Below are 16,191 nucleotides of genomic sequence, written 5' to 3'. Positions count from 1 at the left end.
CAAGAGAAAGAACAAAATTTTTAAAAAATTTTTGGAGGAGGAATGGGTATCCGGCCACGGGTGTGGACAGACCCGCTGCGGGATGTGCAGCGGGTACCGCCGGCAGAGTGGTGCCGCCTTTGCGGCGCGGAGCTGTATGGCCAGGAGCGGGAGCTTTGCCCGCTCTGCCGGGCGGAGCTTATCGACAGAGAGAAGGGGACTAGGCATGACATTACAGGAGTTATCGATTCAATATCGGGCAGGTGCGGAGACCCTGCGGCAGCGGGTGCGGCTGCTGGAGAGCCGAAGGACGGCCGCGGTGGACGAGCACGGACGCCGGCTGCTGGAACAGCGCATTCGCCATCTGGAGGCCATGTGGCGAGAGGCCCGGGACCTGGCGGTCCTGTGTGAGCGCTATTACGACAGGGGGTATCACTGCAATGTCCGGTACACGATATAGGAGAGGGAAAGAGTTTGCCGCCGATATGGCAGTCTATGCTCAGGTCATGGCGGAGGATAACTCCGAGCAGATGGGGCGGCTGCGCCGCAATGTGATGCGGGCCCTCCAGGAGGATGTGACCCCCCGGCAGCGGGAGTGTATGCTGCTCTATTATGAAAAAGGGCTCAATATGCGGCAGATTGCCGAGCTGACCGGCGTGGATAAATCCACCGTGTCCCGCAACATCAAGCGGGGAGAGTCCCGGCTGCGCCGCTGCCTGCGCTATGGAGCCGAGCAGCTGCTGGCGCCTCGGGAGTGAAGTATTTTCTACCGGGCGAGATGTTGAAATGTGAGGGGGTTCCATGATATACTTTCTTCCGAAAAACCACGAAAATGGGCGAAGGGAGGAAGTTACCTTGGAATTGAACCTGACACAAAAGCAGACACAGACCCTCTCTCCCCAGATGATGCAGTCCATGGAGATCCTTCAGATGGGATCTCAGGAGCTGCTGGAATACATTGAGGAGGCCGTGCAGGAGAATCCGGTGCTGGAGCCGGAGGAGCGGTACGACAAGGCGGATGAGAGCGATCAGCTCCGCCGCAAGCTGGAGTGGCTGGAATCCACCGACCCTCAGAACCGTTACTATCACCAGCAGGATACCGAAGAGGAGGACGACCGGCTGGGCAATTACGGCACCATGGAGGACCGGGAGGACAACCTGTATTACTATGTGCTCTCCCAGCTCAAGGTGCTGGATCTGCCGCCGGAGGTCATGGAGGCCGGTACCTTCCTGGTGGAGAGCCTCAACGCCAACGGCTGGCTGGATGAGCCTCTGGATGCCCTGGCTGCCGATTACGGCTGCCCGGTGGAGGTGCTGGAGCAGGCGCTGGCCGCCGTCCAGTCTCTGGAGCCCGCCGGCGTGGTGGCCCGGGACCTGTCCGAATGCCTGCGGCTCCAGCTGGTGCGCCGTACGCCGGTGGACGAGCTGGCAGTGCGTATTGTGGAGAGCCAGCTGGACGCCCTGTCCAAGAGCCGCTACGGCCTCATTGCCCGGGAGCTGAAGGCAACCCCCGAGGAGGTGCGGGCCTCCTGCGAGTTGATCCGCACCCTGAATCCCCGGCCGGGCACCGGCTTTGCCGCCAGAGAGAACCTGACCTACATCAATCCCGATATCATCGTGGTCAGCTTTCCCGATCACTTCGAGCTGCTGACCAACGACTACTATTTCCCCACTCTGGGGATCAGCGGGTACTATACCCGTCTGCTGAAGGAGAGCGATGACCAGCAGGTGAAGGATTACCTCACCGGAAAGGTCAAGCAGGCCAAGTGGATGGTCCATGCCATTGAGCAGCGCCGATCCACCCTCATGTCCTGCGCCGGGTGCATCCTGGAATTGCAGGAGGCCTTCTTTCGGCAGGGACCGGGCCATCTGGTGCCCATGTCTCTGGCCGATGTGGCCGGGCGCATCGGGGTCCACGAGTCCACGGTGAGCCGGGCGGTAAAGGACAAGTACATCCAGTGCTCCATGGGGGTGTATCCCCTGAGCTACTTCTTCTCCCGCAGCCTGGGGACCAGCAGTGAGGACGCCGCCTCTCCCGACGCGGCCAAGGCCTTGCTGAAAAAGCTCATCGCCGGAGAGGACAAGAAAAAGCCTCTGTCCGACCAGAAGTTGTGTGAGATGATGACCGCCCAGGGCTGCCCTCTGTCCCGGCGCACCGTAGCCAAATACCGGGATGAGCTGCACATCCCCAGCACCACGGGGCGGAAGCAATACGAATGATTTTTGGAGGAACCATGGGTTTTCAAGGGGTATTTTTTGATTTTGACTATACACTGGGGGATGCCACCGAGGCCATTGTGGCCGGTTTCCGGTACGGCTTTGAGCAGATGGGTCTGCCGGAGCCGGAGCGGGAGGCGGTGCGCCGCACCATCGGTATGACTCTGGAGGACGGCTATACCACCCTCACCGGAGACCAGCGGCCCGAGCAGCGGGCCCTGTTTCGGAAGCTGTACACCGAGAAGGCCGCACCCCTCCAGGTGCAGGTGACCCGCCTTTTCCCCGGTGCGGCGGAGCTGCTTACCGCGCTCAGGGAGGCGGAAATCCCGGTGGGTGTGGTAAGTACCAAGCGCACCGACACACTGACGGCAGTGCTGGAGGCCAGAGGCGTACGGCAGAGCCTGGTTTCCATCACCGGCGGCGACAAGGTGGACCGGCCCAAGCCGGACCCCCAGGGGCTGCTGGCAGCCCTGGCAGAGCTGGGCCTGAAGCCGGAGAATGTGCTCTACTGCGGGGATACCCTCATTGATGCGGAGACCGCCCACCGGGCCGGGGCCCATTTCTGCGCCGTTCTCAACGGTACCACCACCCGGCAGGACTTTGAAGCCAGCGGCCTGCCGCTGGATCATGTGGCGGAGGACCTTGGGGATCTGAAGGCCTGGCTGGGGCTGTAATTCTATTAATATAAGGTAGCAAAAAACGCCGGGGCAGCAGCCCCGGCGTTTTTTTACGCAAAACGGACAACGGGGCCCCGTCTGGGGCCCCGTTGTCCTACAGAGAAAAAGAGGGGAAAAAGAGGAAAAATCGAAACAATAGAGATTTGGGTTACTTACCCAGGCGGCGGACCATTTCCTTGGCGCAGAAGGTGGCCACGTCGTCAGCATAGGTACCGGCACCGAAGCCAGCGTCATAGCCCAGCTCCTTGGCCAGAGCGTGGGTGATACGGGCGCCGCCGCAGCAGAAGATGTACTTCTCGCGGACACCCTCGGCCTCGGCCAGCTCGATGAGCTCGGTGAGGTTCTGGATGTGGACGTCCTTCTGGGTCACGGTCTGGGACACCAGCAGCACGTCGGCGTTGACCTCGGCAGCCTTCTTGAGGAACTCCTCGTTGGGCACCTGGGAACCCAGGTTGTAGGCCTCGATCATCTCATAGCGCTCCAGGCCGTAGTGGCCGGCAAAGCCCTTGCGGTTCATGATGGCGTCGATGCCCACGGTGTGAGCGTCGGTGCCGGTGGAGGCACCCACCACCACCAGCTTGCGGCCCAGCCGCTCCTTCAGGAACTCATCGGTCTCGTCCATGCTCATGGCCTCGTCAGCCACGGTCTGCACCACGATCTCGTTGTAGTTGATGGAGTGGGTGAGGGAGCCGTACACCACATAGAAGGTGAAGGCCTCGTCCAGCTTCTGGCGGAGAGCCACGTTGGGATCGGCCAGGCCCATCTTCTGAGCCATGAGCACGGCAGCCGCGGCGCCCTTGTCGTCGTCCTTAACGGGCAGGGTAAAGGAGAGCTGCACCTTGCCGTCGTTCATGGTGTCGCCATAGGGTTTCAGCCGGGTCAGGTCCAGCGTGGTGTCAAGGTCCTTATCGCGAATCTGATACAGTCCGGAACTCATTTGCCGGCACCCCCTTTCATCATGGGCTCAAGGAAGGGGTTGAAGTACCCGGCGGCCTTGGTCACAACGCCGTCCAGGCCCTTGCCGCCGTCGCGAGGACGCTTGATGTCGGCAAAGATGCCCCGCTCCAGGGTCTCGAAAATGCCCAGCTGCTCGATCTGGCCCAGCAGATCGGTAGCCTTGTGCAGCACGTCGGCAGCACGGTTCTGCATGATGCCGCCTTCCTTGAAGACGATCTCGCTGCCCAGGTCGTGCATGGTGCGGAAGATGTACTGGGCGTTCTGGATGGCCAGGAAGCGGTCGGACAGGAAGGGAGTATGAATGGCCTCGGTCATCATGCCCAGCAGGTGGATCTTCTGGTTGGTCAGGATGGTCACCATGTTGAACAGGGCGTCCTGAACGTGGCCGCGGAAGATGTTGCCGGTCATGAACTTGGTGGGAGGCATATACTTCAGGGGAGCGTTGGGGAAGATCTCCCGGGCCATCTCGGCCTGGGCCAGCTCATACAGGAAGCCGTTCTCCACGTCGGGGTCAATCTCAAAGGCATGACCCAGACCCATCTGCTCCTCGGGCAGGCCGGCCCGCAGGGCGAAGGCCTCGTTGAGGAACTGGGAGGCCAGCACGGTGTGAGCCTCTTCCACAGCGTCGGCGGTGGTCAGGTAGTTGTCCTCGCCGGTGTTGATGACCACGCCGGCATAGGCGTTGATGGCGCGGGAGAAGGACTGGTCCACCAGGGTACGCTGCATATTGATGTCGCGGAACAGGATGCCGTACAGAGCGTCGTTCAGCATCACGTCCAGACCCTCGAAGGCGCCCATGGCGGCGATCTCGGGCATACACAGGCCGGAGCAGTAGTTACACACGCGGATGTAACGGCCCAGCTCCTCGCCCACCTTGTCCATGGCCTCGCGCATCAGGCGGAAGTTCTCCTGAGTGGCGTAGGTGCCGCCGAAGCCCTCAGTGGTGGCGCCGTAAGGCACATAGTCCAGCAGGGACTGGCCGGTGGTACGGATCACGGCGATAACGTCGGCACCCTGGCGGGCGGCGGCGGTAGCCTGCACAACGTCCTCATAGATGTTGCCGGTGGCCACGATCAGGTAGATCCAGGGACCCTGCTTCTCGCCGCCGTGGGTCGCAATGAAGTCCTCGCGGCGCTTGCGGCGGGCGCGGATCTTGGCCAGGCTGGCCTCCACAATGGGATCCAGAGCGGCGTGGATCTCGGCCTCGCTGTGGGTGGGCAGAGCGGTCAGGTCCAGCTTGTCGTTGGCCACGTCCTCGGCGATGGCCTGGGGATCCTTACCGGTCTCCACCATGGCGTTGCCGATCCAGAAAGCGGCGCCCTGAGGCAGAGCGCCCTTGTCCATCAGGTGCTCCACAACCACGTTGGGCAGAGGCACGTCGCCGGCGTCCACACCGTCGATGCCCAGCAGGCGGCAGATGGTACGCTCCACGGCCACGGTGGTGCAGCCGTCGATGAAACGCTGGGTGTCGTCCGCCACGCGGGAAGCGTGAGCGCGGGCCTGTTCCACCAGCTTAAAATCAAGGTTCAGCTTGGATTCCAACATCGATCACTTCCATTCTTTTTCAGTTCAAAACGGGGGGCAGCGGATCGCCGCGGTTGGGCGGCGATCCGCTGTATTTATCTGGATTACTCCTCGTGGTGGGAGCGCTTATGACGCTCCAGGTTGGCGGGCTCCATGGAGAGCGCCTGGCCGCGCTCCAGGCCGGCCACACCCATGAGCTCCTTCTTCTTCTTGCCGGTGCAGTAGTCGCACTGACAATCGGTGTAGTGGTCGGGCTCGGTGTAAGTGGTGATAACGCCCTCGTAGTTGCGCAGGATGACCTTCTTGGGGGTCTGGGAGATGACGTACTGAGGCATGACGGGAGTCTTGCCGCCGCCGCCGGGGGCGTCCACCACGAAGGTGGGCACGCAGAAGCCGGAGGTATGACCGCGCAGGCCCTCGATGATCTCGATGCCCTTGCTGACGGGAGTACGGAAGTGCTCCAGGCCCATGGACAGGTCGCACTGATAGATGTAGTAGGGGCGCACCCGGATTCTGACCAGCTCGTTGACCAGCTTCTTCATGGTGTAGACGCAGTCGTTGATGCCGGCCAGCAGCACGCTCTGGTTGCCCAGAGGGATACCGGCGTCAGCCAGCATGGCGCAGGCCTTGGCGGACTCGGGGGTGATCTCGTTGGGATGGTTGAAGTGGGTGTTCAGCCAGATGGGATGATACTTCTTCAGCATATTGCACAGCTCGGGAGTGATACGCTGAGGCAGCACCACGGGGGTACGGGAGCCGATGCGGACGATCTCCACGTGGGGGATCTCACGCAGCTTGGCGATGATGTACTCCAGACGCTCGTCGGAGCAGAGCAGAGCGTCGCCGCCGGAGAGCAGCACGTCACGGATGACGGGAGTGTTGCGGATGTACTCGATGGCCTGATCCACCTGATCCACGGGCAGGCCGGCGTCGTTCTGACCGGCGAAGCGGCGGCGGGTGCAGTGACGGCAGTACATGGAGCACTGGTCGGTGATCAGCAGCAGGCAGCGGTCAGGATAGCGGTGGGTCAGACCGGGAGCGGGGGAGTCCTCATCCTCGTGCAGGGGGTCCAGCAGGTCGGCGGCGGACTGATGCAGCTCCTTGGCGGTGGGGACGGCCTGCAGCCGGACGGGATCGTGAGGATCGCCGGGCTGAATCAGGGACAGATAATAAGGAGTGATGGCCATGCGGAGGGTGCCGAGGCAGGCCTTAACGCCTTCCTCTTCCTCGGGGGTCAGATCCACATACTTCTTCAGGTCCTCCAGAGTCTCGATGCGGTTCTTGACTTGCCAATGCCAGTCGTTCCACTGCTCGTCAGTCACATCGGGGAACAGGATCTTACGGCGGGACTCTACCATAACAAGGTCATCCTTTCTAAATCAGTGTGGGGATGTGCCATTCACAGGCGTCAGGGACCGGGAACCGGAACGGGGGGAGAAAGGGTTGGGGAGGAGAGTTTCTCCAGCGGGACCGGGGCCGGAATCATCGGCCGCAGAACGATCACATCAATCAGCTCATCTGTCGATGGGACAGGTAAGTCACAAAATAAATGGGAAATAATCTGGAAATCGGTAAAACAGGAACTTACAGGTACTTCTTTTCGAAGTAGGCCTTCAGCTGGGGATTCTCTCGCAGCGCCCCACGCAATGTTCCATTGCGCGGGGACCCCGTGATTTGACATCCTCGGGGCAACTGAATTGCCCCTGCGGGAACGCTGCGCGTTCTGCGCGCCAAAAGGCGCGGCCAGCTGGCGCTGGCGTCCGAGCTGCACAGACAGCTCAGAATATCTTACAGATATTTCTTCTCGAAGTAGGCCTTCAGCTGGGGATTCTCACGCAGCTCGGACAGAGTGATCTCGGCGTGGTCCTTGGTGTAGCCGTTGCCGACGATCATGGTGACGTCCTTGCCGCAGCCCTCGGCGCCCAGAGCAGCCTTGGCGAAATCGGTGGCCATGGAGAAGAAGTACACCACGCCGTTGTCATGGACGGGCAGGATGGCGGCCATCTCGCAGGCGGGCACGTTCACGATCAGGATGGAGACATCGTACTCCTTGCCGTTGTTGACGGCCAGGGACTTCTCCAGCACCTCGGTGGGGTTGGTGGCGGAGCCAACGATGGCGTGGTGGCACAGGTTCATGCTCTTCAGCAGGTCGGCGTCCTCCTGGCAGATGACCAGGGCAACCACGTTGCCGGTGGGGCCAACGCGCTTCATGGCCTCGTAGCAGCACATCATGCCGCCCTTGCCGGCGCCGCCCAGGATGAGCACGGAGTCACCGGGCTTCACCAGCTTAGCGGTCTGGGCAGGAGCACCAGCCACGTCCAGAGCGGCCAGGGCCAGCTCCTCGCTCATGTCGTCGGGCAGCTTGGCATACAGGCCGGACTCAAACAGGATAGCCTGGGCATCCACGTCCACGCGGTCGATCTCGGGGTGGATGGCCTTGATCTTGTTGATCTTCAGGGGAGTCAGGGACAGGGAGACCAGAGAAGCGATCTTGTCGCCCACCTTCAGATCGATCTTGCCCTGCAGGTCCTCGCCGATCTCACGGACGGTGCCGATGAACATACCGCCGGAACCGGTGACGGGGTTCTGCATCTTGCCGCGCTCATTGACGATATCCAGGATCATCTGCTCGGTCTTGGCCAGGTCCTTCTCGCAGGCCTCATAGATCTGGGTGAAGGAAGCGGAGTCAATGTTCAGAGCGGAAACGTCGCACAGGATCTCATTGGAGTAGCACTCCATGGTGTTGTCGATCTTCTTGGCAGCCTGGGTCAGCAGGCCCTTGGGCTCGATGACGCGGTGAGTGCCGTACTTGTTGCCTTTCTTCTGCATAGAAAGTTCCTCCTGTTTCGTTTAATGTTTGGTTGGGGAGATATATGGTTGGGGAGATAAGTAAAACAAAGGAATGGGATCAGGCCAGGGACAGGATCTTCCGGGCCTCATCGGGAGTGGCGATCTCGCGGCCCAGCTCCTTGGCCAGGCGGACCACCTTGGCGACCAGCTCGCCGTTGGAGGCGGCCTTGTGGCCCTTCTCCAGGTAGATGTTGTCCTCAAAGCCCACGCGGACGTTGCCGCCCATCACGATGCCGGCGGCAACCATGGGCCAGGCGCCCCGGCCGATGCCGGTGACGGTCCAGGTGGAACCGGCGGGGATCTGCTTCACCAGGTAGTCCAGGTTGCCCACGGTGGCGGGGGTGCAGCCGGACACGCCCAGCACGAAGTTGAACTGCATGGGAGCGCCGGGGACCAGACCCTTGTTGGCCATGTTCACGATGGTGTCCAGGTGGCCGATCTCGAAGCACTCATACTCGGGCTTGATGTTGTTTTCGATCATGCGCTTGCCGAAGGCCCGCATGGTGGGCATATCGTTGACGAAGATGTCGTCGCCGAAGTTGCAGGTGCCGCAGTCCAGAGTGGCCATCTCGGGGCACAGCTCGGTGGGCTGGAGCCGCTCCTCAGGAGTCATGCCGGTGGCGCCGCCGGTGGAGGGGATCAGGATCACGCCAGGGCAGGCCTCCTTGATGGCGTCCAGGATCACCCGGAACCGCTCCCGGTCCTGAGTGGGGGTACCATCGTCCTCGCGGACGTGGACGTGGATGACAGCGGCGCCGGCATCAAAGGCGCTCTTGGCCTCGCGGACCATTTCCTCCACAGTGTAGGGGACAGCGGGATTGTGCTCTTTGGTGACCTCTGCGCCGCAGATGGCCGCGGTGATAATAAGCTTTTCCATGACACGCCTCCTCGAAAAAATAAAGCTACCTCGCCGGTAGGAGATCCATTCCTCCGGCGAGATAGCGCTTCATGAACAAAAAAACACTACTCATGTCCGCGGGAGGGGAGACTCTCGTTCAGACACAAATAGCGCTTCATGTGACTCATGACAATCCGTAAGCACTGGGCCCACGGCTCAGGGGGAGGGCTGTACGATTCACGTCCCCCTTCGGCGGAGCGGACATTCACAGAGTACATCGGGCTCGCCTGCCCTTATCATTGCTCTGCTACCTTGCGCTCCGCGCCTCTATCCATGCGTGTTATTCACTTTTGACAAATTCACTATAACTCAGGCCATTTGGTTTGTCAACTATTTTTTGAAAAATTAGGCTCACAAAATTTTTCTCCGTTCTGTAGACTTTTGTACGCTACAGCGGGATAGTGCTTACCAAATGGTAACCAGAACTGGAAGGGCAAAAACTCCGGCAGGCGGCGTGAACCGCCTGCCGGAGCAGGGAAAATTTACAGGTCGGCCTGGAAGAGTTCCATGAGGGTATCGTCCAGTTTGAGCAGTCGGCACACCCGGAGGGCGTCCCGGGGACAGGGGGCTCCGGGAGGGGCGGGAAGGAGCCGATAGTCCATCCGGCGGGCGATCCGCTTGCGGGGATCGTCCCCCTCGTCGCCCTGGATGTCCCGTACCAGACCGGCCACCTGGTAGTGGGCGGCGGCCACGTCGGACACCCCGTCATAGTGGGTGGTCATGAGAGCAACGCAGTCCAGACTGCTCAGGTGACGCACCAGAGCACGGGCCAGGGCCGCGCCCTCCTGGGGGTTGGTGCCCCGGGCAAATTCGTCCAGAGCCACGAAGAAGAACTGGCCGTGGGTTTCCCGCAGCAGCTTGTCCAGCAGATGGACTTCCTTGCCGAAGGAGGACAGGCCGCCGGTGCCGGGGCCGCTGTCGGCCAGGATGAGCTCCACCCGGTGGAACAGGGGAAGGGTGGCGGACTGGGCAAAGACGAAGAAGCCGCACTGGCACAGAAGCAGGGAGAGCACGGTGGAGCGGAGAGACACCGTTTTGCCGCCCATGTTGGCGCCGGTGATGACGGTGCAGCCCGGCTTCAGGTCCAGATCCAACAGGGTAAACTGTTCGCCACGCTCAGCCAGATCCTCCTCCACCTGGGGATGGCGCACCCCCCGGAGGGTGATGGATTTGTCGGTGCTGAGTGCGGGCCGCACGCAGTTGTACCGCAGAGCCAGCTTGGCCTTGGCCACGATGAGATCCAGCCGGCCCAGAGTCTCCATGTTGTCCAGGAAAGCCTGCTTGTAGGCCATCAGCTTGCCGGTGAGCATCCGGCGGACCTCCAGCTCCAGCTTATCCTCCTCCACCGCCAGGACACGGCGCTTTTCCATCAGGGGCCCCCGTTTGTCCTCCATGGTCATGCGGATAGCCTTCTCCAGCTTGGCCTTCTCCGCACGCAGAGGAGCCAGGTCGTTGTGGTAGGAATTGACAACAGAGAAGGTGGGCAGACGGCGGCCCTCCGGGTCCATCAGCTCCAGGGCGTCGGCCAGGGAGGGGAAGGACAGCCCGGCCATGGGGGGCAGAGCGGCGTAGGCCTGGACCAGCTGCTCCAGGGTGACCAGGAAATGCTTGATCTCAAAGAGCTCCACCAGATCGAAGGGGGCGCCGGGGTCCCGGTCGAAAGAGCCCCGGATGTCGTGAAACAGGGGCAGGCAGCGGGTCACGCCCCGCAGGGCAGCGGCGGCGTCCTTGCGCTCGGCCTCGGTGAGCCGCACCGGGCCGCAGCCGCAGCCCTCGGTCTGAGGGGCGGTGGTGCCTGCGTTCCAAAGCTCCATGGCCAGAGCCACATTGTCCAGCTCCTCCTCCAGGGCGGCTTCCTCTCCGGGGCCGTACCACCGCAGGGAGCGGGCGGCCGCCTTGCCGAACGGCGACATGGGACTCAGCCGGTTCAGTACCCACTGAAACCCTGCGTTTTCCCGCAGTTCATGCGTCAGTTCCATCATGATCCTCCTTCACGTTGACCACCGGCAGGTGGATGGCCTGCCGCAGGGCGGAGATGAATTTATCCGGTTCAAAGTGCCAGCCGTAGGCAGACCAGGGGTTGGCCGCCACAGCGGCGATGGTCAGCTCCCGGCGGACAGCCAGTTGGCCGCCGTTGCGCTGGAACAGCTCCAGGGCGGCCCGGCCTGCCAGCAGGTGGGTGGCGTCCTGAGTGACCAGGGTAGTGGGAGCGCCCCGGCGGGCCAGGGTTTTGAGCAGGGGGTCGGTAACCCCTCCCGCCGCCCACACCGCCAGGGGGCGGCGGGGCAGCTTGTTCCACTTGGGGCTGCCGCCTTCGTCCAGGGGCAGCTCCAGAGGGGTGCCGTCCAGCTCAAACAGAGCAAAGCGGTCCTCCACGCCCTCCAGGGCAGAACGCAGGCCGGCGTGCTCCGGCACTTTCCGGTCAAAGAGCCAGCAGGTGTGGGCGGTCTCCGATACCACCAGGTCCATATCCCGGTCCAGAGAGGCACCGGTACACAGCAGGGCCACGCCCTCCACACCGGCGCCAGCCAGAGACTTCCGTCCGGCGGCCCCGTCGATGAGGACCCGCTGGGCCCCCAATTCCATGAAGCGAGCGGTGAGGGGGCGCAGCTGTCCGGCGGCAGAGGGTCCGGCCAGCTGCACATAGCCGTCAGACAGGGTGCGGAAAATAGCCACCGGTCCCAGGGGGGTCATCACGTCGGTCAGGTCCACCACCTCCAGGGTGGCGTCGCACAGCGTGATCATGCCCCGGGCAGTGGCGAACAGATCGCCGGCTTTCAGGTACAGATCGGGCTTCTCGGTCCCGGTGACCAGGTCGGTGCGTTCTCCGTCCCGGCCCACCGAGGTGAGGGCCAGCCGCTCGTCCCCCAACTCGGCCATCAGGCGGCGCATGGCGGTGGTCTTGCCCGCGTTCTTGCACAGGCCGATCACGGTCACGGGGGAGGCATCCCCCACCAGCGGCGCTAACAGATGTTCCAAAATAGGGCCTCCCTTCCATAGGAAAATTGGGTCATTTTTGAGTTCGTCGAGGCCATTATAAGAGGCCCCCATCGGTTCTGTCAATGGGGAGAAGCAGAATTCCAGCCGCCTGAAATCAGATGCGAGGAGTAGCAGAAAATGAAAAAAGCATATATCAATCATGCAGAGCCGGGGAACGGACGAAAGAAATATATAGCATAATGGCAGGATAAATGATTACTTTTTGGAATATAAAAAATAGAATTTACAAAATAACCGGGGAAAACCAAACGAAAATCATTTGACAGAAAAGAGGAACGCTTTTGCGTATGAAATTTTGGAATGGAATTGATGCAAAAAAAGAAAACCGCCTGTCCGACGGAACAACCGTCAGACAGGCGGAATGCGGTGGGGGAAAAGCTTACTGCTTGGAGAACTGGTCCTTGCCGGCGCCGCACAGGGGGCACACCCAGTCAGCGGGAACCTGCTCCCAGGCAGTGCCGGGGGCCACGCCGTTATCGGGGTCGCCCTCAGCGGGGTCGTAGATATAGCCGCAGAGATCGCAGACGTACTTATCCATGTTGGAACACTCCTTGTTTTCAATCAAAATCAAGCGGCAGATACCGGACGGGGGAAACAACCTTGCCGGATGTCCTGTCCTGTGGTATGATACGCTTGTTACGCTACTATTTATAACACATCGGGGGACACTGTGAAAATTGGCAATATCACGATAAATTCGGCTCTGGCGCTGGCTCCTATGGCGGGAGTGACAGACCTGGCCTTCCGGACCATCTGCCGGGAGCTGGGGGCGGGCTATACCATTACGGAGATGGTGAGCGCCAAGGCCCTGTGCTATCAGGACAAAAAGTCGGTTCCGCTCCTTCAGCTGGGGGAGGGGGAACATCCGGCGGCGGTGCAGATCTTCGGCAGCGACCCGGCCTGTATGGAGCAGGCAGCGGGTATGGCCGCGGAGCGCTCCGGCGCCGATATCATCGACATCAATATGGGCTGCCCGGTGCCCAAGGTGGCCAATTCCGGCGACGGCTCGGGGCTGATGAAGAACCCGGAACTGGCTGTGAAGGTGGCGGAGGCGGTGATCCGGGGGGCTGGCGGCAGGCCGGTGACGGTGAAGTTCCGTCTGGGCTGGGACAAGGGCTCCATCAACTGCGTGGAGTTTGCCAAAGCCATGGAGGAGGCCGGAGTGGCTGCCGTGGCGGTCCACGGCCGCACCCGGACCCAGATGTACTCCGGCACCGCCAACTGGGACTACATCCGGGCGGTAAAAGAGACGGTTTCCATTCCGGTGATCGCCAACGGCGATGTATTTGAGCCCAAGGACGCGGTGCGCATCCTCAAGTACACCGGGGCGGATATGGCCATGATCGGCCGGGGCTGCTTCGGCAATCCCTGGCTGTTCCAGCGGGCCCAGGCGGCTCTGGCGGGGGAGGAGATCCCGCCCCTGCCGTCCCTGGCTGTGCGGTGTGACACCGCAGTGCGGCAGTTTGAGCTGTCGGCGGCCCAGAAGGGGGAGCACATTGCCTGCCTGGAGGCCCGGAAGCACTACGCCTGGTACCTGAAGGGGGTGCCCCACGCAGGGTACTATAAGGAGCAGATCAGCCATGTGTCCACCCTGGAGGATATCTACAAGGTGACGGCGGGCATCAAACGGGACCTTTCTGACAGAGTGGAGATAGAAGATAGAAGATAGGAGATACGGCGGCCGCAAGTGGGAAGTGAGGTGAGAAAGGCATGAAAGCGGAATGGGAACTGGTCCAGCGGGCCAGGCAGGGGGACGAGGAGTCCTTTGCCGCCCTGGTGGAGCAGAATCAGGGACGGATTTACAATCTGGCCCTGCGGATGACGGGCAACCCGGACGATGCCCTGGAGCTGAGTCAGGAGGCCTTTCTCAACGCCTGGAAGGGGCTGGGCAAATTCCAGGGGGACAGCTCCTTTGCCACCTGGCTGTACCGGCTGACCAGCAACGTTTGCATTGATTTTCTCCGCCGGGAGAAGAGGCGCAGCGCCCTGTCCATGACCATTTCTCTGGACGATGAGGAGGAGGCCAGGCAGGCCGAACTGCCCGACGAGCGGTTCTCCCCCCATGTGGAAGCTGAGCGCCGGGAGCGGCAGGAGACGCTCCGGGCGGGCCTCAGCACCCTGTCGGCGGAGCACCGGCGGGTGCTGATCCTGCGGGAGCTGGAAGGGCTGTCTTACGGCGAGATCGCCCAGGTACTGGGTCTGGAGGAGGGCACGGTGAAATCCCGCATTGCCCGTGCCCGGCTGGCCCTGCGGAACTATTTGAAAAAACAGGGGAACTTTTTTGATTCGTCCACGTCTATACCTTGAACAACGGGGGACCTACCCCCGAATGGAGAGGAGGGAACGATATGCTGAGCTGTGACGAGGCGCTGGAACTAATCAGCGCCCGGTTGGACGGACCTCTGACCCAGGAAGAGACTGCCCGGCTGGAGGAGCACCTGTCGGCGTGCCCGGCGTGCCGGACCCTTGCGGAGGATCTGAAGGAGCTCCATGAGGAATTACCCCAGCTGGCCGCTCAGCCCCCTGCCGGGCTGAAGGAGGGGGTTATGGACCAGATCCACACCTCCAAGGTCACCCCCTTCCAGAGCAAGAAGCGTCAGTGGCGCTGGCGGAGCCTGGCCTCCCTGGCGGCGGTGGCCGCCCTGGTGCTGGTGGGCGCGGGCGTTATGGACAAGTGGCGGACCGGCGGCTTCCGGGGCGGCGAGCAGGCCCCCGGCAGCATTTCCGTGGCGGTGGAGAGCAACCTGCCTGCCGGAGGCGATGAGGAGGGACCAATGACCCGAGAGATCGCGCCCCAGCCCACTCAGGCCCAGACAGAGAGCGGCAATCAGGAGGATCAGACTGCCGGCGGTAGCTCCGGTCAGGGGACAGACAGCCAGCAGGGCGGTCAGAGCTATTCCGGAGAGGGCAGCACAAAGACCACGGAGCCTGCTGCTGCGTCCCAGACACCTGCTGAAACTGGAGCTGAACCCTACAGCGTGACCCCGGACGACCGGGGCGTCCAGACGACCCAGGCCACCGTGAATCCCACGCTTACCCAGATCGGTCTTACCCAGACGGAAGCCCTGTACAAGCTGGCCGCCTGGCTGGGCTGGAACACCGACGAGCTGACGGTGGGTGAGGACGGTACCATGACCGGCCCCACTGCTCAGGACGGCACTACCACCAAGCTGATGTGTGCCGGACTGAACCAGGAGGGTACCGGCTGGCTGTGCCAGCTGGAGCAGGTCACCCCTGGCCCTGACGGTACCGCCAGCTGCACCACCTACACCGTGCCGCTGGACGGCAGCGAGATCGTGCAACCGTAATTATTTTGAGAAAGCGCAGGCCGCGGGCCTGCGCTTTTTCTATTTGGATGTGAAGAAACAGAGGGCTGGCGCGTAGTTCAGGTGAAAGGCCTTTTCAAACACCTGGAGAGGAGGGGTCATGTGAAGAAGGATGCCGACGGGTTCAATGCCCGGGCGGAGGAGCTGCTGGAGCGGTACGCCGGGCTGGTCTACCGACTGGCCTTTGCCCGTACCCGCCGCCGGGATGCGGCGGACGATATTTTTCAGGAGGTCTTTCTCCGCTATGTGGCCAAGGGGCCGGACTTTGAGAGCGAGGAGCACGCCCGCGCCTGGTTCTGCCGGGTGACGGTGAACTGCGCCAACTCATACTGGCGCAATCCCTTCCGCCGGCGCACTGAGCCGCTGGAGGCGGCGGAGCACCTCCCGGCCCCGGAGACGGCGGAGAGCGGATTGGACGCCTGCCTGGACAGGCTGTTCCCCGAGCTGCGGGTAGTGGTCCATCTCTACTACTACGAGGGGTACTCCACCCCTGAGATTGCCGGGCTGCTGGGCAAGAAGGAGTCCGCCGTGCGGATGCGCCTGATGCGGGTCCGGCGGCAGCTGCGGGACTATCTGGAAGAAGGAGGGGATTCCTGTGTTTGAGCATGACTATCGCGCCAAATTTGACGAGATTGCTCCGGACCGGGCGCTGGTGGAGGGTACCCGGGACCGGATGAGAAAAGCGTTGTCCGGGGAGAAGGCCCGGCCCCGCCGCCTTACCCGCCGGGGGCTTGTGGCGGCAGCCGCTGCCGCCGTCCTCACG

Annotated in this window: 16 protein-coding genes and 1 riboswitch; of the genes, 8 read left to right on the top strand and 8 right to left on the bottom strand. The window is 62.2% G+C overall.

The genetic code is table 11. From position 1 onward, the window contains the following. Positions 1-205: 205 nt before the first annotated feature. The 4 genes from B5G06_RS06910 (at position 206) to B5G06_RS06895 (ending at position 2,870) form a co-directional block, all read left to right on the top strand. Positions 206-439 carry a hypothetical protein gene (locus tag B5G06_RS06910; protein WP_087188354.1) on the top strand — a complete coding sequence of 78 codons (234 nt, stop codon included), beginning with the start codon at positions 206-208 and terminating at the stop codon, positions 437-439. After that, the gene (locus B5G06_RS06905) at positions 420-737 is read left to right on the top strand and encodes a sigma-70 family RNA polymerase sigma factor (protein ID WP_242955389.1); all 318 of its coding nucleotides are present in this window, start codon (positions 420-422) and stop codon (positions 735-737) included. Before B5G06_RS06910 ends, B5G06_RS06905 begins: the two co-directional genes overlap by 20 nt. 97 nt (positions 738-834) lie before the next feature. Then, positions 835-2,199 carry an RNA polymerase factor sigma-54 gene (rpoN, locus tag B5G06_RS06900; RefSeq protein WP_087188352.1) on the top strand — a complete coding sequence of 455 codons (1,365 nt, stop codon included), beginning with the start codon at positions 835-837 and terminating at the stop codon, positions 2,197-2,199. Next, on the top strand, positions 2,196-2,870 hold the full coding sequence (locus B5G06_RS06895) for an HAD family hydrolase (protein ID WP_242955388.1): 675 nt from the start codon (positions 2,196-2,198) through the stop codon (positions 2,868-2,870). Before rpoN ends, B5G06_RS06895 begins: the two co-directional genes overlap by 4 nt. A 151-nt stretch (positions 2,871-3,021) precedes the next feature. Here B5G06_RS06895 and B5G06_RS06890 read toward each other — a convergent pair whose 3' ends face one another. The 8 genes from B5G06_RS06890 to rd form a co-directional block, all read right to left on the bottom strand. After that, positions 3,022-3,810 carry an OAM dimerization domain-containing protein gene (locus B5G06_RS06890; protein ID WP_087188351.1) on the bottom strand — a complete coding sequence of 263 codons (789 nt, stop codon included), beginning with the start codon at positions 3,808-3,810 and terminating at the stop codon, positions 3,022-3,024. Then, the gene (locus tag B5G06_RS06885; protein ID WP_087188350.1) at positions 3,807-5,375 is read right to left on the bottom strand and encodes a lysine 5,6-aminomutase subunit alpha; all 1,569 of its coding nucleotides are present in this window, start codon (positions 5,373-5,375) and stop codon (positions 3,807-3,809) included. Before B5G06_RS06885 ends, B5G06_RS06890 begins: the two co-directional genes overlap by 4 nt. 83 nt (positions 5,376-5,458) lie before the next feature. After that, the gene (gene ablA, locus B5G06_RS06880) at positions 5,459-6,712 is read right to left on the bottom strand and encodes a lysine 2,3-aminomutase (protein ID WP_087188349.1); all 1,254 of its coding nucleotides are present in this window, start codon (positions 6,710-6,712) and stop codon (positions 5,459-5,461) included. A gap of 430 nt (positions 6,713-7,142) precedes the next feature. Continuing rightward, positions 7,143-8,183: an L-erythro-3,5-diaminohexanoate dehydrogenase gene (locus B5G06_RS06875; RefSeq protein ID WP_087188348.1), complete on the bottom strand. Its 1,041-nt coding sequence runs from the start codon at positions 8,181-8,183 to the stop codon at positions 7,143-7,145. Between the two features lie 79 nt (positions 8,184-8,262). Further along, entirely contained in the window at positions 8,263-9,081 is an 819-nt protein-coding gene (locus B5G06_RS06870; protein WP_087188347.1) for a 3-keto-5-aminohexanoate cleavage protein, read from the bottom strand. A gap of 121 nt (positions 9,082-9,202) precedes the next feature. Continuing rightward, positions 9,203-9,380: riboswitch (Lysine riboswitch) on the bottom strand. A 204-nt stretch (positions 9,381-9,584) separates the two neighbouring features. After that, a complete protein-coding gene (locus tag B5G06_RS06865; RefSeq protein ID WP_087188346.1) occupies positions 9,585-11,081 on the bottom strand; it encodes a MutS-related protein in 1,497 nt (498 codons plus the stop codon). Further along, entirely contained in the window at positions 11,065-12,081 is a 1,017-nt protein-coding gene (locus tag B5G06_RS06860; protein WP_087188345.1) for a hypothetical protein, read from the bottom strand. Before B5G06_RS06860 ends, B5G06_RS06865 begins: the two co-directional genes overlap by 17 nt. A gap of 400 nt (positions 12,082-12,481) precedes the next feature. Continuing rightward, positions 12,482-12,640, bottom strand: coding sequence for a rubredoxin (gene rd / locus B5G06_RS06855; protein WP_087188344.1), 159 nt, complete (start codon positions 12,638-12,640; stop codon positions 12,482-12,484). 132 nt (positions 12,641-12,772) lie between these two features. Here rd and dusB point away from each other — a divergent pair, with 132 nt between their 5' ends. The 4 genes from dusB (at position 12,773) to B5G06_RS06835 (ending at position 16,031) form a co-directional block, all read left to right on the top strand. Next, on the top strand, positions 12,773-13,771 hold the full coding sequence (gene dusB / locus B5G06_RS06850; protein ID WP_087188343.1) for a tRNA dihydrouridine synthase DusB: 999 nt from the start codon (positions 12,773-12,775) through the stop codon (positions 13,769-13,771). 41 nt (positions 13,772-13,812) lie between these two features. Next, positions 13,813-14,409 (top strand): RNA polymerase sigma factor, encoded by a 597-nt coding sequence (locus B5G06_RS06845; RefSeq protein ID WP_087188342.1) that lies wholly within the window; start codon positions 13,813-13,815, stop codon positions 14,407-14,409. 41 nt (positions 14,410-14,450) lie between these two features. Next, positions 14,451-15,410, top strand: a complete 960-nt coding sequence (locus B5G06_RS06840) for an anti-sigma factor family protein (RefSeq protein ID WP_087188341.1) — start codon at positions 14,451-14,453, stop codon at positions 15,408-15,410. Between the two features lie 120 nt (positions 15,411-15,530). Continuing rightward, positions 15,531-16,031: an RNA polymerase sigma factor gene (locus B5G06_RS06835; RefSeq protein ID WP_242955387.1), complete on the top strand. Its 501-nt coding sequence runs from the start codon at positions 15,531-15,533 to the stop codon at positions 16,029-16,031. The last annotated feature ends 160 nt before the right edge of the window (positions 16,032-16,191 follow it).

The sequence above is a fragment of the Flavonifractor sp. An52 genome (assembly GCF_002159385.1).
GTDB lineage: Bacteria > Bacillota > Clostridia > Oscillospirales > Oscillospiraceae > Flavonifractor > Flavonifractor avicola.
Note: the sequence above shows the minus strand (reverse complement) of the source record. Positions and strands in the feature narration are given on the sequence as shown.

Excerpts from the sequence above, each read along its gene's own strand:
- B5G06_RS06885 (WP_087188350.1), bottom strand. The coding sequence starts at position 5,375 with ATGTTGGAATCCAAGCTGAACCTTGATTTTAAGCTGGTGGAACAGGCC.
- B5G06_RS06870 (WP_087188347.1), bottom strand. The coding sequence starts at position 9,081 with ATGGAAAAGCTTATTATCACCGCGGCCATCTGCGGCGCAGAGGTCACC.
- B5G06_RS06910 (WP_087188354.1), top strand. The coding sequence starts at position 206 with ATGACATTACAGGAGTTATCGATTCAATATCGGGCAGGTGCGGAGACC.
- B5G06_RS06840 (WP_087188341.1), top strand. The coding sequence starts at position 14,451 with ATGCTGAGCTGTGACGAGGCGCTGGAACTAATCAGCGCCCGGTTGGAC.
- B5G06_RS06905 (WP_242955389.1), top strand. The coding sequence starts at position 420 with ATGTCCGGTACACGATATAGGAGAGGGAAAGAGTTTGCCGCCGATATG.
- B5G06_RS06890 (WP_087188351.1), bottom strand. The coding sequence starts at position 3,810 with ATGAGTTCCGGACTGTATCAGATTCGCGATAAGGACCTTGACACCACG.
- B5G06_RS06895 (WP_242955388.1), top strand. The coding sequence starts at position 2,196 with ATGATTTTTGGAGGAACCATGGGTTTTCAAGGGGTATTTTTTGATTTT.
- B5G06_RS06845 (WP_087188342.1), top strand. The coding sequence starts at position 13,813 with ATGAAAGCGGAATGGGAACTGGTCCAGCGGGCCAGGCAGGGGGACGAG.
- ablA (WP_087188349.1), bottom strand. The coding sequence starts at position 6,712 with ATGGTAGAGTCCCGCCGTAAGATCCTGTTCCCCGATGTGACTGACGAG.
- B5G06_RS06875 (WP_087188348.1), bottom strand. The coding sequence starts at position 8,183 with ATGCAGAAGAAAGGCAACAAGTACGGCACTCACCGCGTCATCGAGCCC.
- B5G06_RS06865 (WP_087188346.1), bottom strand. The coding sequence starts at position 11,081 with ATGGAACTGACGCATGAACTGCGGGAAAACGCAGGGTTTCAGTGGGTA.
- rd (WP_087188344.1), bottom strand. The coding sequence starts at position 12,640 with ATGGATAAGTACGTCTGCGATCTCTGCGGCTATATCTACGACCCCGCT.